The following is a 15,366-nucleotide window of genomic DNA, read 5'->3' on the forward strand; positions in this document are numbered from 1 at the left end:
TCGTGAACTGGTGCGGGTGGAGGGACTTGAACCCCCATGCCTCTCGGCGCTTGGACCTAAACCAAGTGCGTCTGCCAATTCCGCCACACCCGCGAATGGGCACGCCGGGCTCGGAGAAACCAGCGTGAATCGAGGCCTCTATATCACCGCCATATAGGCGGCGAAAGGGCAGAAACCGTCCCTTTTCGACCCGAAACCCATGCTTTTTTCCATAAAGCTCTACGGCTTTGTCGCTGCGCCCTCGTCGAACCCGCATTCTCAAGCCACAGCAAACCGGGCAATCCTTGTCTCGTTGCCGAGTAGCAACACCCCACGAGCCACAAGTCGCTAACGAAGCCTGATCAATCTTCGAATTTCCGAATATCGCTCAAGAACGAGGCATTAAGCATCGCTATCGGGCAGGATTTATTGCGCTGCACAAAATGCATGGCTCCTATGCGGCAGAGCGCCTAGCGAAGCATGACCAACCTAATTAGCTTCCAGATCAACGGACGGCGGAAAGCAAAAATGTAACGCCGACCCACAAAGACGAGACCAAGCATCTGGTCAGGACAGGACAAGTTAAGATGGATATCGTAAGATCGTATAAGAACTGGCGCCGTTACCGCGACACCGTCAAGGAACTGGACCGTCTTTCGCAGCGTGAGCTGAACGATCTCGGTATTTCGCGCTACGATATTCCGTCCATTGCGCGGCGCACAGTCGGCTAAGAATAAAATTGCAGTTTGCGGCGGCCCACCTCCTCCCAAAGGGTCTCCGCGAAAGACGGGTTCACCTTACTCCTCCCTTGGTGAACCTCTGTAAGACGTCCGCCGGGTCCTCCCCCCGGCGGACGCCTACAACAAAGTTCATAGGGTTTCGCTTCGGGCTCACCTCCTCCCGAGTTTCGAAGCGGATCAAGGGGTCTACACTCCTCCTCCCAAAGTAGACTCCGTTCATACGACACCCGCCGGTCCTCCCCCGGCGGGTGTTGTTGTTTGTGCCCTGCAAAGTTTTCGCGGAATTCAGGTCAGATCTTGTTCGGCAGTGGTTCGACACATGGAAGCTTGTCGGGGGCCCCGCGGCGCTGATAAATCGCGCTGCACAAAGGGGAATGTTTGCAAATGCAGCACGGGCCCACGACTTCGCAACGCGGAAGCGTAGCGCCCTGGGTTCAGGTCATCGGACTTGCGGCCGCAGCCGCCGTCGGACTCGGCCTTTCACGGTTTGCCTATGCATTGATTCTGCCCGACATGCGCGCCGATCTCGGCTGGTCCTACTCGACCGCTGGCTGGCTCAACACCACCAATGCGCTCGGTTATCTCGTCGGTGCCCTCTTCGCGGCGCGGGTGAACCGCATGGTGGGAGCGTTCAATGCCATGCAGATCGGTTTGTGGATGTGCGTCGCGTCGCTCGCACTCTGCGTCGTCCTCCGCGATCCGATTTCGCTGAATATTGCGCGCGTGCTCGCCGGCATCGGCGCCGGTTTCGCCTTTGTAGGCGGCGGTTTCCTCTCTGCGCGCCTCGCGTCCGAAAACGAGGGGAACGCCGTCCTGCTCGGCCTCTTCTACGCCGGACCGGGCTTCGGCATCGCTCTGTCCGGCGTAACCGTTCCGATCGTCTTGAGCCAAGGTGGTGCCGGAAGCTGGCCGATGGCCTGGGGCCTGTTGGCGATCCTTTCCACTATCCTGGGCGTGGTGCTCCTTCTTGGACGTCCCGCCAAAACAGGTATAGCCGCGGCCGCTGCGAGTTCGGATGCGGGCATCCGCCGGATGTCCGGCATGCTCGTCGCCTATGCCGTTTTCGGTGCCGGCTATATCGGCTATCTCACTTTCGTTATCGCATGGGTACGCGGAAATGGCGCGAGCGTGCCGGTTCAGGCTGGATTGTGGACGGTCATCGGCCTCGCAGCGATGGCGTCTCCATGGATTTGGGGCCGGTTCATGAAACGCCGTGTCAACGGGACGGCCTTTGCGATCCTCTCCCTCATTCTTGCGGTCGCCTCCTCGCTCGTGGCGCTCTCGCAGTCGCCGATCGTACTCTTCGTGTCGGCCGCCATGGTCGGGGGCACTTTCCTTGCAGTCGTCGCATCGACCACGGCCTTCGTGCGCCGAAACTATACCGAAGATCACTGGTCCGCCGGCATATCGGCGATGACGATCGCCTTTGGGATCGGCCAGATCCTCGGTCCCGTCGGAGTCGGATTCTTGAGCGACATCACCGGCGGCGTCTCGGCGGGCCAGTGGATTTCGACGGCGCTGCTTGTCGCTGGTGCTGGTTTCGCCGCCATGCAACGCGATTTCGGCGCGAGCGCAAAACGCGCCTAATCGGACAGGGCCCATCTTTCGATTAGCCTTCGCCATTGCTAGATTTCGTTGATGACCCAGACACCCATTCACATCGTCGGCGGCGGCCTCGCCGGTTCGGAAGCTGCCTGGCAGATCGCATCGCGCGGCGTGCCGGTGATCCTGCACGAGATGCGCCCCGTGCGCGGCACCGAGGCGCACAAGACGGATGGCCTCGCCGAGCTGGTCTGCTCCAACTCGTTCCGCTCCGATGATGCGGAAAATAACGCGGTCGGCGTAATCCATGCGGAGATGCGACTCGCAGGCTCTCTCATCATGCGCTCTGCGGATTCCCATCAGGTGCCTGCCGGCGGTGCGCTCGCGGTGGATCGGGAGGGCTTCTCCGCTGCCGTGACGAAATCGCTCGAGGATCATCCGATGATTACGATCGAGCGCAGCGAAATCGCAGGCCTGCCGCCGGAGGACTGGGGCGATACCATTGTCGCGACTGGCCCGCTGACGGCGCCAGCGCTGGCCGAGGGCATCCGCGAAGCGACCGGCCAGGACGCCCTCGCCTTCTTCGACGCCATCGCGCCGATCGTCCACTTCGACACGGTGGACATGGACAAGGCGTGGTTCCAGTCCCGTTACGACAAGGTCGGGCCCGGCGGCACGGGGAAAGACTACATCAACTGCCCGCTCGACAAGGAGACCTATGAGCGCTTCGTCGCTGCACTCGTCGAAGGCGACCGCACGCAGTTCAAGGATTGGGAGGGCACGCCCTATTTCGACGGCTGCCTGCCGATCGAGGTGATGGCGGAACGGGGACCCGAGACGCTGCGGCATGGCCCAATGAAGCCGATGGGCCTGACGAACGCGCATAACCCCGAAGTGAAGCCCTATGCCGTCGTCCAGCTCAGGCAGGACAACGCGCTTGGCACACTCTACAATATGGTCGGCTTTCAGACGAAGCTGAAATACGGCGAGCAGGCCGCGATCTTCCGCATGATTCCAGGGCTGGAAAACGCGGAATTTGCCCGGCTCGGCGGCCTCCACCGCAACACCTATCTCGATTCCCCTCGCCTGCTCGATGACACGCTAAAGCTGAAAAGCCTGCCGAGGCTGCGTTTCGCTGGCCAGATCACAGGCTGCGAGGGATATGTGGAGTCGGCGGCGGTTGGGCTGATGGCCGGACGTTTCGCTGCTTCGGAACGGCTGGGCGAGCTGGTCTCCGTTCCGCCGGAGACGACTGCGATGGGCGCTCTTCTCGGCCACATCACCGGCGGCCATCTCGCCCATGAGGAAGACGGCGGCAAACGCTCCTTCCAGCCGATGAACGTCAATTTCGGCCTCTTTCCGCCGCTTGAACCCGGCGCGATCGTGAAGCCGGAGGGCGTGAAGCGGTTCAGGGGCAAGGACAAGGCGATCGCCAAGAAGAAAGCCCTGTCCGCACGGGCCCTGAGCGACTTCAAGCGCTGGCTCGGGATCGAGACGATCGCGGCCGCGGCGGAATAGCGGGCCGATAAAGCTACCATCGGAGGCGGCCAGAGCACCGAGACATCTGCAGGGAGAAAATCTTGTGAGAGCGGCGCGGCGCAAACCGTCGCCTCAGCGCCACTCTTCGGCTGTGTAAAGCAGATGCCCCGTAATAGAGACGATGGTCCCGTCGGTTTTACGCGCAGCCCTAATGGGAAGCAGCGCGATCGTGCGCCCGCTTTCGCTTCGCAATGTCAGGCGCGCATCGGTTTCTGGCAATTCCTGGTTCTGCAGCTCGCTTACATCGGCGATTGAAACCGCGAAGCGATCGGCTACGCCCTCCACTTCGACAACGAGATCTCCACCATCGAGCCAAATGGAAGGCCCGTCGCCCTCGCCACGCACGTCCCCTTCGCCCAGCGTGCCATCGGTATCGGCGCTCAGAGATAGAGCGAGCCGGTCGAACCCTGCTGTATCGATGAGACGGGGCTGTCTCACATCCTCCGTGATGAGAGCCTGACTGTCCGCGGAGGCCTGAAGACCAAGAAGGCTTATAACGGCGTAAGGGCCAGCGGGCGAATCGCCTGAAAAAGCCTGTCCACAGCCGGGAAGCGAGGCAAGCCGGTCCAACTGATCGACGTCGTCGAGGGCGTAAATACGCGAGCGTGCCTCCTGCCGATCCGCATCGCTAAGCAAAGCACTGTTTTCGGCACTCAGGTCTCTTTCGAACAACGTTTGGATTCGCTCGGCCTGACTGCGCCCCACGGATTGCACGACGCCCTGCGGGCCAAAGCTCGAAACCAGCAACACTGCGGCGGGAATTCCCACAAGCCAGCGGATATCGAGTCGTCTTCCAAAAATGAGGCCGACGATTGCAATCAGAGCCGCGCAGATACCGCCGAGTGCCAAATAGTAGCGCCAGACCGTAAGCCCTTCGGCATCGATCCGCAGCCACACGGCGTAGGCGAGAAGGCCAAGCGGCAAGATCAGTGTCCAGGGCCAGATGCGGCAGAACAGGCGCAATGCCGCGCCGCCACTCGCCTGGATCGGTTCGGCTACGATGCGCAGAGAGACGGTGAGGAGCGCGAAGACCGAGACGATCCAGCCGATCTCGCCCTTCGGCACTTCACCACTCACGAGGATCTTCGCGCCGTAGAAATAGAGAACGACCGCCGCGACGAGAGCGAGTGGGGCCGAGATCCAGCCGGCCAGAAGGGCAACGCCGCGAACGGAATGATCGTGTTCAGCAATGACGATCCGCTCATCGAAATCGTTCGGCACCTGGCCAAGTGCGAATAACGGCCCGATGAGCGTGAGAGCCGTCACGAAGATATGGGTGTCGATCGACCCCTCGATTTCGAATTCGAACAGGAATCCGATCATGTAGATGATGGCGAGGACACCGACGACGAAGATGATCACTGCGGCAAAGGCGAGTGCGCCGCCGACCGCCATCTTCGCCGTGAACGTCCAGAACGCGAGGCCTCCGCCGCGCCCCAGATATGGCGCAAGCGGAATGGCGAGAACGATGGCGCCGATCAGCGCCGGCGTGAAGATGCCCCATTCGAGACCGTACCAGACGCCAGCCGCGACTATCGTGGCAGCAAGAGATTGAACGAGAAGGTCTACGACACGCCTCGCCTGATTTTCTTCCGAGACGAGCGTCACCGCGATCGCCACAGCAGCAGCGGAAAAGAGAGCCGCCTCCAGCCGAAGCAGCTCGTCCGATGTCATTTGCAGGGAGTTGGCGACCTCCGCATTCGCGGCGAGAGAAGCGCAGAAAATCGCGAAGACAGCGACGGGAAAGCGTGCTGCCGCAGTCTCTGTGCGCGAACGCAGCGACCGAGCAAGCTGACCAACACAGTCTCGCCACCCTTGTGCGCGCTGATCCTGCTGTGCCGAGATCGGTTCACTCCTTATCGTGGATTCAGCTCAGAACGCTGCTTCCTGCACTATAAAGGCGGGGCATATCCGATCGGAAGTTTCAGAAGTTGCTTGCGACCGAATCGCGGCTTCGGTTCAACACCTGCCGGCACGCATCTTCATCGGCTACCCGCGCATCGTACGCCAGTACCGCCAGCTTTTCGTCAACGGACTGTTTTCCGCTGCGCCGGAATTCATCCGGTCTGGCGACTTTTCCGCGGCATCGAAGGTAAGGCCGGTCAATGCTGCTGGCAGCAGAGCCACCCGAACCGGCTTGGGGACGGTTTTGAGGAGGCCACGCCACCGCGTGTCGTGATCGCGTCCATAAGCGCAGAATGCCGTGATCGCCTGACGCCTCGCCTCCGGTTTACCGGACAGGAACTCGTCCGTCGTGCAGCCGGCAGCCGTCAGGATATCCACCGGAATGCGAACCTGTCCGCGCGACCGGCTTTGGGGTAGCAATCGCAGGACGGACGCGGCGCAAAGCGCGACGCCTGCATGTCCCGCGACATCACCGATCCGCTCCGCACTTCCTTTCGAAAGCACCATCGCGGCAAGCATGATGAGGGTCGATCGGGTTTCGCCGGCATAGGTCTCGAAGTCTTCGGTCGTCGGAAATGGATCGTCGTAGAGATCAAAAATCCGGGCTTCGAGAAACCGCTCGAAGGCCGAACGCGGCAGCTCGTACCGATCGATCACTTCCAGGAGTTCGTCGGCGATCGGATGTCCGGACCCGGTCTTTGCTCCAGACGCGATCAGATCACGCCACCATTGCAGGCGAATCTCGCCCGGCAAAGGCTGACTGACCATGTCGCGAACACGCGACGTCTCGATATCGAAGGCGTAGAGAGCTGACAGCGCGCCGCGCTTTTCGGGCGGCGCGAACAGCATCGAGAGGGTGCGGTCGCGATCCTGATCCTCGACCAGCGCAAAGCTCGTCCGTGCTTCGATCACGGCGCCATTCTGTCGAGCGTCAACCACCTGAAGCCGCCTATTCGACTGCGACGAGAGCGGCCGCGACCGGACGGTTCTCGGCCAGCATCACATTATAGGTTCTGACGGCTGCGCCGGTCGACATCGGATCGCATGACAATCCCAACCGCCGGAATCGCTCCTTGAGGGCCGGCGGCAGGAACTGGATGTTGGGTCCTGTTCCGAAGAGGAGGAACTTATAGGTCTCCGCCTCCTTGAACACGAGGTCCAGCCGCTCGCCGGAAAACGGCTGATCGGAGCTGCCGCTCCAGCCGTATATGCCCGACGGCAAGCACAGGATCGAGCCGCGATGGGACATGTCCGCAAAGCGGAAGCCGCCATTGCCATAGGCTTCGATCGGCGCCCTGCCGGGGAAATGCGCTTCCCGGATTTCAATTCCCTTCGGCAAGCCTCAGGCCCTGTTCGCGCCGGAGGCCTGGATGCTGGCTTCGTCAGTCTTGTCCGCCTCGAATTCCGACGGACGCAGATTGAAGAAGTAAAGAACCGGCGCGGCGACGAAGATCGAGGAGAAGGTACCGATCATCACACCGAAGATCATCGGCGCGACGAAGTTCTGGATGACCTCACCGCCGAACACATAGAGCGCGACGAGCGCCAGGAGCGTGGTGAGTGATGTGGTCAGCGTTCTCGACAGCATCTCGTTGTCGGAGAGATCGAGCAGATCGCCCAGCTTCTTCGTCTTGAAGCGTCTCAGGTTTTCACGAACGCGGTCGTAGATGACCACGGTATCGTTCAGCGAATAGCCGACGATCGTGAGGATCGCGGCCACTGTCGCGAGATTGAACTCGATCTGCGTCAGCACCATAAAGCCGAGCGTCAGGAAGACGTCGTTGACGGTCGCGACAATGGCGCCGATGGCGAACTGCCACTCGAACCGAACCCAGATATAGACGAGGATACCCAGCAGCGAGGCGAGCACGCCGAGTATCGCGGCCCAGGCGAGTTCACCCGAAACCGTCGGTCCGACGACTTCCGTACGACGGATGTCGTACGTCTCTTCCAGTGAATCCTGGGCGGTCTGGATCGTTTCCTGCTGTGCACCGTCCGGCGCGTCAGGTGCGTTGCCGATGCGGATAAGCGCTTCGTTGTTCGCACCGAACGACTGGACTTGAACGTCCGGAATGCCAGCCTCGTCGAGAGTGGTACGGATGCCGCCAATATCGGCCGGGCCTTCCTTGGCGCGGACCTCGATTACGGAGCCTCCCGTGAAGTCGATGCCGAAGTTCAGCCCCACGAGCGGCAACGCGACCATCGATGCAACCACCAGCGCGATCGACAGATAGAACGCCTTCAGCCGGAACAGCATGAACTTGATGAAGGTCGATTCCGGAACGAGCCTGATGAAACCACGCGGCAGTTCCTTGGGCCGCCGGCTCTTGACCCAATAGGCAACAAGCCAACGGGTGAGCGTGTACGCGGTGAAGACGGTGGTCAGGATGCCGACGGCAAGAGTCACGGCAAAGCCGCGAACCGGGCCGCTTCCGAGCCAGAACAGGATGCCGGCGGCGATCAGCGTCGTGATGTTCGCGTCGAGAATGGTCGCGAGCGCTTTCTGGAAGCCGACATCGATGGATTGAACGAGAGATCGGCCATTCTTGTACCGTTCCTCTCGAATGCGCTCATAGATGAGGACGTTCGAGTCGACGGCCATACCGATCGTTAGCACGATACCGGCGATGCCTGGCAGAGTCAGCGTCGCACCGATAATCGTAAGAATAGCAAACAGAATGACGACGTTGATCGCCAGCGCCACATTGGCGATGACGCCAAGAAAGCCGTAGGCCGCGATCATGAAGACGACAACGAGAACCGCGCCGATGACGCCGGCAATCTCGCCGGCTGCGATCGAATCGGCGCCGAGACCCGGACCGACAGTGCGTTCTTCGAGGATGTCGAGATTGGCGGGCAGTGCGCCGGCACGCAAAAGGACGGCGAGATCGTTCGCAGACTGAACCGTGAAATTACCGCTAATCTGGGCCTGGCCGCCAAGAATCGGCTCTCGGATATTCGGAGCCGACAGCACCTGGTTATCCAGAACCATAGCGAAAGGTTTGCCGACATTGGCCTGAGTGACCCTCGCGAACTGGGTTCCGCCGCGATTGTCGAAGCGGATGTTGACCACCGGTTCGTTGGTCTGCTGGTCGAAGCCCGGCTGAGCGTCAACGAGATTTTCACCAGACACCATGATCTGCCGCTGAACCAGCAAGGGTTCCGCCGGCTCGTCGGTGGTATAAAGCAGTTCCGATCCCGCCGGCGGACGGGCGCCGCCGTTCGCGACCGCATCCGGGGACGCTGTCTGATCGACCATCCGGAAATTTAGCTGCGCGGTCTGGTTGAGAAGGTTTTTCAACCGCTCCGGATCGCCGAGCCCCGGCACCTGGACGATGATGCGGTTCGTACCCTGACGCTGGATGACCGGCTCGGTCGTACCAAGTTCGTCGACGCGGCGGCGTACGACCTCGATCGACTGCTCGACGGCGTTGGACGTGCGGTAGTCGACGCCCTCCGGCGTGAGTGCGATCTCGATGACGCCCGCTTGCGGACTGGTCAAAGCAGCCTCGCTGATCGTGCCGCCGCTCAACATGCCGGACGAAACCGGCGCGGTCAGCTCGGAGAGCGCCTCACGCGCGGCATCCGCCTGATCGGGATCGCGAAGCCGGATCGTGACCGACCGATCGTTTTCGGAGATTGCCGAATAGCCGATTCGAGCCGAACGCAACGACGAGCGTGCGGAGTCGCTCAAGGACTGGACGCGTTTGGCGATGAGGTCGTCTTCATCGACCTGCAAGAGGATGTACGATCCGCCCTGAAGATCGAGGCCGAGCGTTATCTGATCACTGGGGACGAAGTCCGGAAAGCTGTCGAGTACCGAGCGCGGGAAGACGTTGGGCAATGCATAGACGATGCCGAGGGCGACCACGAGCCAAATGAGAATTGACTTCCAGCGCGAGAAATACAGCATTCAATAATCCGGTCGGGTTTCAAGCGGCGCGCATGCGAGGCGTCGGCCGTGTTCTGTAATGTCTATGCCACCATAATACGGAAAAAGCGGCGAGCCGATGGGCTGCGCCGCTTAAACTTTGGCAAGACTTATTTCTGATTGGCCGCAGTCGGCTCGCCCTTGACGCGAACGTCGCTGATCATGGCGCGAACCATTCGCACGCGGGTCTGCTCGGAAATCTGGACTTCGAGCTCGCCGTTGTCGAGCACCTTCGTCACCTTGCCGAGGATACCGCCGCCGGTCACCACCTGATCGCCGCGCCGAATGTTTTCCAGCATCTGATTGCGCTTCTTCATCTGCTGGCGCTGCGGCCGGATGATGAGGAAGTACATGATCGCGAACACCGCGACGAAGGGGAGAATGCTCAGAAGCAGCTCGCTTCCCCCGCCCGCGGCAACACCTGTTTGGGCGAAGGCTTGCGTGACGAACATAGAGTTGACCTTTCATACGAAAAAGCGCGGGAGTTTCCGCCGCGCCTTGAAATAATTGCGCCGAATATACGATTGGACCTGTCGATTGCAACACAAGCAGGGGCAAGGACAAGCACCCTGCCATCACGAAAGACCAAGGATGTCGGAGACCGATCTCAGCGACCTGAAAATAACGCTCGAAAGAATTGCCGGAGCGCTCGAAAGAATTGCGCCCGAACGATCGAAATCGGCCGATCTGACAGCTGCGGACTGTTTCGTCTTCGACCCGCCGCTGACGTTGCGGCCCGTTCAAGCCGTCAATCGTGTACCGATCGACCTCTTGCAGGGTATCGACCATTCGCGCGACATGCTTGTCGACAACACGATGCGTTTTGCGAAGGAGCTTCCCGCCAACAACGCGCTCCTCTGGGGCGCACGGGGTATGGGAAAGTCCTCGCTGGTGAAAGCGGCGCATGCCAGCGTCAACCAGCAATTGTCAGGAGCCCGAGCCCCCCTGAAGCTCGTCGAGATCGCGCGCGAGGACATCGATCACCTGCCTGACCTTATGACGCTTCTCAAACAGCAGCCTTATCAGATCCTGCTTTTCTGCGACGACTTGTCTTTCGATATCGGCGATTCGAGCTACAAGTCGCTGAAGGCGGTGCTGGAAGGCGGCGTCGAGGGTCGTCCGAAGAACGTGCTCTTTTACGCCACGTCGAACCGCCGGCATCTGTTGCCGCGCGACATGATCGAAAACGAGCGATCGACAGCAATCAATCCGGGTGAAGCGGTGGAGGAGAAGGTATCGCTGTCCGACCGCTTCGGGCTGTGGATCGGTTTCCACAATTGCAGCCAGGACGACTATCTCGCCATGGTGAACGGCTATGCCGAGCGGTACGATCTCTCGATCGATCCCGAAGAGCTTCGCCGCGATGCGCTTGAATGGCAGGTGACGCGCGGCAGCCGATCTGGGCGCGTCGCCTTTCAGTTCATTCAGGACCTCGCCGGGCGGCTTGGCCAGCACCTCGCCTGACGGCAAGGCTTACTGGAGATAGCCGGACGGATCGATCGGCGCGGAGTTCTTGCGAACCTCGAAGTGGAGCTGCGGCACGGTCGCATCTCCACTCATACCGGAGCTGGCGATCTGCTGGCCACGTTTGACCGTCTCGCCGCGTTTGACACTGAGCGAGTCGGCATTGCCGTAGACCGTGACGAGGCCGTCATCGTGCTTCACGAGAACGGTGTTGCCGAACTCCTTGAGCCCGTCGCCGGCATAAATCACAACGCCATTTTCGGCAGCCTTCACCGGCGTTCCACGCGGGACCGAAATGTTGAGCCCGTCATTGCGCTTGGAGCCGACCTTTTCGCCGAAGCGCTGCATGACGCGACCCTGCACCGGCCAGCGATAGCGACCGATGCCGCTCGACTCGGGCGCCGTTTCGTCACTCGCACTCGCCTGCTCGGAGACGGAGGTTGTCGGTTCCGCCGTCGCGACACGGGACTCTTTCGGCGCCGTGTTGGACTGTTCAGCCTGTGCCTTCGGCGCTTCCGGCTTCGGAGACGCCTCAGCTTTCGGCTGGCTTTCCTGCGGCTTCTCGTAGGGCTTCGGCGCCGTCTGAACGGCAGCGACCTGCGTGGGCTGGCTGCCGCTGCTCGGCCGCGCTGTCGGGACAACGAGTCGCTGGCCGACCCGCACCATGTCGCCGGTCATATTGTTCGCATCGCGGATGGCATCGGCAGAGATGCCAGAACGACGGGCGATGGCCGAAAGCGTATCGCCGCTCTGGACAGTCACGGTCTGACCCGATCCGTTCGACGTATTCGAGCTGCCCGACGAATCGCCTGGACGTGAGCTCGGGCTGCCAATTTGCTGGGCCTGCTCGTTGAGGGTCGTCGGCGGGGCACCACGCGCCGGGCTAACGCTTTGCTGAGGAGCGACAGCGGCGGTCTGCATGTTGCCTGAGGAGGAACCATCGCTCTGACCGAACACGCTGCTTGCCTGCGCCTGCCCGTAATTCGGCTGCGGCGGGGGCGCCAGCTGTCCGCGCTGCACCCCGTCGGAAGCATATTGCTGCTGAGGCGGCATGGGCTGCGCAGCGCCGGCGAAGCCACCGCCGTTCTGCCCTGCTGCCGGAGAGACCGACCCGGTCATGGTTTGGTCGATATTCTGGGAATAGGCTCCGGACTGGCCGGATGCCATCTGGGTGTTTGCCGTCTGCGGCACCGCACCCGTGTAGAAGCCGTCATTTAAGCGAACGGCATCGGCCGAACACCCCGCGCTCAGGGCGGTTGCGAGAAGTAGCGCGGTCGTCAGTGCGCGGCGGGAATGAGGTTTGGCGGATACTCGGTAACGCATCGCTGTCCCTTACACGACAGGAAATTTGTCACCATTAGAACGCGTTAATCTTACTTTGCTGTTAAAGCCCGACTGTAATTACAGGACTTTGGCAACACCCGAGCCGAGGGGTTGAAAATAGACCGGCCACAAGTCCTCGCGTTCGAACCGCGAACCGACCTTCGTAAGACACACCAGCATCTGGGCTTCGCCCTCCGATCCGACGGCGCATATCAGTCGTGACTGCTGACTCATCTGATCGAGGAAGATGCGCGGCGGCGAAGGAAACGCCGCGTGTACGATGATCCGGTCGTAGGGCGCGCCTTCAGCATATCCTTCCGAGCCGTCGGCATGGACCAGCGTCACATTGGTGATTTCTGTTCGCTTGAGCGAAGCCTCCGCGCCGGAGAGCAAACGGCGATAGCGTTCGAGCGACGTGACGTGTAGCGCCAGCTTGGCGATCAGCGCGGTGATGTAGCCGCTGCCAGTGCCGACTTCGAGCACTCGATGCTCGGGCGACAATTGCATAATTTCAACGAGCCGGATCGCCGTCGCGGCATCCGGCATCGTCTCGCCGCAGTCGATCGGGACAGGACTTGGCGCATACGGGCGTGCGCCGGAAACCGGAAGAAACGCCTCTCGGGGGATATCTGCGGCGACCTTCAGGACGGAGGGCGAAATCGCGGGCTGGCCGGCTTCAAGACCGGCAAAGAACCGCTCTTTCTCGCTCGCCCCGTCGCTCATCGCCGAAAATGATCTCCCAACCGGTCGAGCATCTGATTGGCAGTCAGATCGAGATGAAGCGGCGTCACCGAAATGAACCCGTCCCTCAATGCGCCAAGATCAGAGTGCTCGACATCGGGCCCGGTCTGACGACCAAATTTCAGCCAGAAATATGGAAAGCCGCGGCCATCTTCGCGCTCCTCGATGCCGAGGGCATATTCGAGCTTGCCCTGGCGCGTGATGCGAACGCCTTCCACCGCATCCGGCTCGCGCACGGGAAAATTGACGTTGAAGAGGTGCCCTTCTGGAAAATCGAAGGTCATCAGCTTGCTGATGACCTCCGGGCCGTGCCGTTCCGCCGTAGCCCATGGATCGCTCAGCCGGTTGTTCCGGTCGAAAGCCTGACTGACGGCGATGGAGCGCACACCCAGCATCGTGCCTTCCATGGCGCCGGCGACCGTCCCAGAATAGGTGACGTCGTCGGCGACGTTCTGGCCGATATTGATGCCGGACAAGACGAGATCGGGCGGCGAATCCATTAGTTTCCGAGTCGCCATGATCACGCAATCGGTCGGCGTGCCCGTCAACGCAAAGCGCTTGTCGCCGAGCTCACGCAACCTCAAGGGATGCGACAGCGTCAGCGAATGGGCCAGCCCACTCTGATCCGTTTCCGGCGCGACCGTCCAGACATCGTCGGAAATCTTGGAAGCAATCCGCTCAAGCGCGGCGAGCCCGTCCGAGTTGATGCCGTCGTCATTGGTGATGAGAATGCGGGTCAAGCCGGCCCACCGATCCGTTCGATGCCGCCCATATATGGCTTCAGGACCTCCGGAACGAGGATCGAGCCGTCTTCCTGCTGGTAGTTCTCCATCACGGCGATCAGGGCACGGCCGACCGCAACGCCAGAACCGTTCAGCGTGTGAACGAAACGGGGCTGCTTTTCGCCTTCAGCCTTGTAGCGCGCATTCATGCGCCGGGCCTGGAAATCGCCGCACACCGAGCAGGACGAGATCTCGCGGTAGGTGTCCTGACCCGGCAGCCAGACCTCGATGTCGTATGTCTTGCGAGCGGCAAAGCCCATGTCGCCTGTGCAGAGCGTGACGACCCGATACGGCAGGCCGAGGCGCTTCAGGACTTCTTCCGCGCAGGCAGTCATCCGCTCGAGTTCGTCGAGCGAGGACTGATCGTCGGTGATCGAGACCATTTCGACCTTGTTGAACTGGTGCTGGCGCAGCATGCCCCGCGTGTCGCGGCCCGCCGAGCCGGCCTCGGAGCGGAAGCAGGGCGTGAGTGCGGTCATGCGGCGTGGCAGTTCGCCGGAACCGAGCGTTTCCTCGCGCACGAGATTGGTGAGGGGAACCTCGGCCGTCGGGATGAGCCAGAACTGCTCCTCGGTCGGAGCGTCCTCGAAGGCGTTCGCGACGAGTTCTCTCAGTTCGATCTCACCCTTCTTCAGGCGTTCGATATCCTCGGCGCGCGTATAGTATTCGAGTACCTCGTCGGTCTGCTGGGCGCGTCCCGTCATCGAGGCACCGATGAAAAGGTCCTCGCCGAATTTCGGTAGCTGGGACGTGCCGTACATGGCGTCGTTGCGGACCAGAACGGGCGGCTGCACCTCCTCATAGCCATGCTCGCCGATATGAAGATTCAGCATGAACTGGCCGAGAGCGCGTTCGAGCCGCGCCAGCTCGCCGCGCAAAACATTGAAGCGTGAACCGGAAATCTTGCCGGCCAGCTCGAAATCCATGAGGCCAAGGGCTTCTCCGAGCTCGTAATGCTCCTTCGGCTTAAAGGCGAAGCTCGGCTTCTCGCCGACCTTGCGGAGCTCGACATTGTCATCTTCGTCCGCGCCGACAGGCACATCCTCAAGGGGAACGTTCGGCAAACGCGAGAGCGCATCGCGAAGAGCGGCGTCGATCCGGCGCTCTTCGGCCTCACCGGCCTGGAGTTCGGCCTTGATCTTCGCGACCTCGTCGATCAGCTCCTGCGCCTTGGCATCGTCGCCGGATCCCTTGGCCTTTCCGATCGCCTTGGAGGCATCGTTGCGGCGGGCCTGCAGCTCCTGCAGAACCTTGAGATGATCGCGGCGCTTCTCGTCGAGCTTTATCAGATCGATGGAAGCGGGCTTTGCCCCACGCGCTTTAAGCGCTTCATCCAGTTTATTAGGATTGTCGCGTATCCACCTGATATCGATCATTTTCTCTCGTTCCGCTTTATCGCTGACGAGGACCGATCGCTCAA

Annotated in this window: 12 protein-coding genes, 1 tRNA gene and 2 pseudogenes; 4 read left to right on the forward strand and 11 right to left on the reverse strand. The window is 61.2% G+C overall.

From position 1 onward, the window contains the following. Positions 1-8: 8 nt before the first annotated feature. Positions 9-93, reverse strand: a tRNA-Leu gene (locus tag ABRA89_RS16040). Between the two features lie 473 nt (positions 94-566). On the opposite strand from ABRA89_RS16040, the gene ABRA89_RS16045 reads away from it, so the two are divergent. From ABRA89_RS16045 to trmFO, 3 genes are all read left to right on the forward strand, one after another. After that, positions 567-710, forward strand: coding sequence for a DUF1127 domain-containing protein (locus ABRA89_RS16045; RefSeq protein ID WP_007066149.1), 144 nt, complete (start codon positions 567-569; stop codon positions 708-710). A gap of 393 nt (positions 711-1,103) precedes the next feature. Further along, complete coding sequence (locus ABRA89_RS16050) at positions 1,104-2,306, forward strand: YbfB/YjiJ family MFS transporter (RefSeq protein WP_349942506.1); 1,203 nt, start codon at positions 1,104-1,106, stop codon at positions 2,304-2,306. Between the two features lie 51 nt (positions 2,307-2,357). Further along, a complete protein-coding gene (gene trmFO, locus ABRA89_RS16055; RefSeq protein ID WP_349942507.1) occupies positions 2,358-3,779 on the forward strand; it encodes a methylenetetrahydrofolate--tRNA-(uracil(54)-C(5))-methyltransferase (FADH(2)-oxidizing) TrmFO in 1,422 nt (473 codons plus the stop codon). A 93-nt stretch (positions 3,780-3,872) separates the two neighbouring features. On the opposite strand, the gene ABRA89_RS16060 is transcribed toward trmFO, so the two are convergent. The 5 genes from ABRA89_RS16060 to yajC form a co-directional block, all read right to left on the reverse strand. Then, on the reverse strand, positions 3,873-5,474 hold the full coding sequence (locus ABRA89_RS16060; protein ID WP_349942508.1) for a DUF4153 domain-containing protein: 1,602 nt from the start codon (positions 5,472-5,474) through the stop codon (positions 3,873-3,875). Positions 5,475-5,789: 315 nt separating this feature from the next. Next, on the reverse strand, positions 5,790-6,617 hold the full coding sequence (locus tag ABRA89_RS16065; RefSeq protein ID WP_349942509.1) for a phytoene/squalene synthase family protein: 828 nt from the start codon (positions 6,615-6,617) through the stop codon (positions 5,790-5,792). Between the two features lie 37 nt (positions 6,618-6,654). Next, a complete protein-coding gene (locus ABRA89_RS16070; RefSeq protein WP_349942510.1) occupies positions 6,655-7,044 on the reverse strand; it encodes an Mth938-like domain-containing protein in 390 nt (129 codons plus the stop codon). Positions 7,045-7,047: 3 nt separating this feature from the next. After that, positions 7,048-9,618 carry a protein translocase subunit SecDF gene (secDF, locus tag ABRA89_RS16075; protein WP_349942511.1) on the reverse strand — a complete coding sequence of 857 codons (2,571 nt, stop codon included), beginning with the start codon at positions 9,616-9,618 and terminating at the stop codon, positions 7,048-7,050. A 128-nt stretch (positions 9,619-9,746) separates the two neighbouring features. Further along, positions 9,747-10,088: a preprotein translocase subunit YajC gene (gene yajC, locus ABRA89_RS16080; RefSeq protein ID WP_349942512.1), complete on the reverse strand. Its 342-nt coding sequence runs from the start codon at positions 10,086-10,088 to the stop codon at positions 9,747-9,749. Positions 10,089-10,227: 139 nt separating this feature from the next. Between yajC and ABRA89_RS16085 the strand changes: the two genes are divergently transcribed. Next, positions 10,228-11,100 (forward strand): ATP-binding protein, encoded by an 873-nt coding sequence (locus ABRA89_RS16085; RefSeq protein WP_349942513.1) that lies wholly within the window; start codon positions 10,228-10,230, stop codon positions 11,098-11,100. A 9-nt stretch (positions 11,101-11,109) separates the two neighbouring features. Here the strand turns inward: ABRA89_RS16085 and ABRA89_RS16090 are convergent, their stop codons facing one another. The 5 genes and pseudogenes from ABRA89_RS16090 to ABRA89_RS16110 all read right to left on the reverse strand — a co-directional run. Continuing rightward, positions 11,110-12,423 (reverse strand): peptidoglycan DD-metalloendopeptidase family protein, encoded by a 1,314-nt coding sequence (locus ABRA89_RS16090; protein WP_349942514.1) that lies wholly within the window; start codon positions 12,421-12,423, stop codon positions 11,110-11,112. A 78-nt stretch (positions 12,424-12,501) separates the two neighbouring features. Then, entirely contained in the window at positions 12,502-13,146 is a 645-nt protein-coding gene (locus ABRA89_RS16095) for a protein-L-isoaspartate O-methyltransferase family protein (RefSeq protein WP_349942515.1), read from the reverse strand. Further along, entirely contained in the window at positions 13,143-13,904 is a 762-nt protein-coding gene (surE, locus tag ABRA89_RS16100; protein WP_349942516.1) for a 5'/3'-nucleotidase SurE, read from the reverse strand. Before surE ends, ABRA89_RS16095 begins: the two co-directional genes overlap by 4 nt. Next, positions 13,901-14,512 (reverse strand): annotated as a pseudogene (gene serS / locus ABRA89_RS16105) (serine--tRNA ligase); the annotation flags it as partial. The gene surE and the pseudogene serS, both read right to left, overlap by 4 nt. A gap of 150 nt (positions 14,513-14,662) precedes the next feature. Next, positions 14,663-15,322: pseudogene (locus tag ABRA89_RS16110) on the reverse strand (serine--tRNA ligase); the annotation flags it as partial. Positions 15,323-15,366: the final 44 nt, after the last annotated feature.

The organism is Fulvimarina thalattae, assembly GCF_040239565.1.
Lineage (GTDB): Bacteria > Pseudomonadota > Alphaproteobacteria > Rhizobiales > Rhizobiaceae > Fulvimarina.

Coding starts and splice junctions, on each gene's coding strand:
- ABRA89_RS16045 (WP_007066149.1), top strand. CDS start 567: ATGGATATCGTAAGATCGTATAAGAACTGGCGCCGTTACCGCGACACC.
- ABRA89_RS16050 (WP_349942506.1), top strand. CDS start 1,104: ATGCAGCACGGGCCCACGACTTCGCAACGCGGAAGCGTAGCGCCCTGG.
- trmFO (WP_349942507.1), top strand. CDS start 2,358: ATGACCCAGACACCCATTCACATCGTCGGCGGCGGCCTCGCCGGTTCG.
- ABRA89_RS16060 (WP_349942508.1), bottom strand. CDS start 5,474: ATGACATCGGACGAGCTGCTTCGGCTGGAGGCGGCTCTCTTTTCCGCT.
- secDF (WP_349942511.1), bottom strand. CDS start 9,618: ATGCTGTATTTCTCGCGCTGGAAGTCAATTCTCATTTGGCTCGTGGTC.
- yajC (WP_349942512.1), bottom strand. CDS start 10,088: ATGTTCGTCACGCAAGCCTTCGCCCAAACAGGTGTTGCCGCGGGCGGG.
- ABRA89_RS16085 (WP_349942513.1), top strand. CDS start 10,228: ATGTCGGAGACCGATCTCAGCGACCTGAAAATAACGCTCGAAAGAATT.
- ABRA89_RS16090 (WP_349942514.1), bottom strand. CDS start 12,423: ATGCGTTACCGAGTATCCGCCAAACCTCATTCCCGCCGCGCACTGACG.
- ABRA89_RS16095 (WP_349942515.1), bottom strand. CDS start 13,146: ATGAGCGACGGGGCGAGCGAGAAAGAGCGGTTCTTTGCCGGTCTTGAA.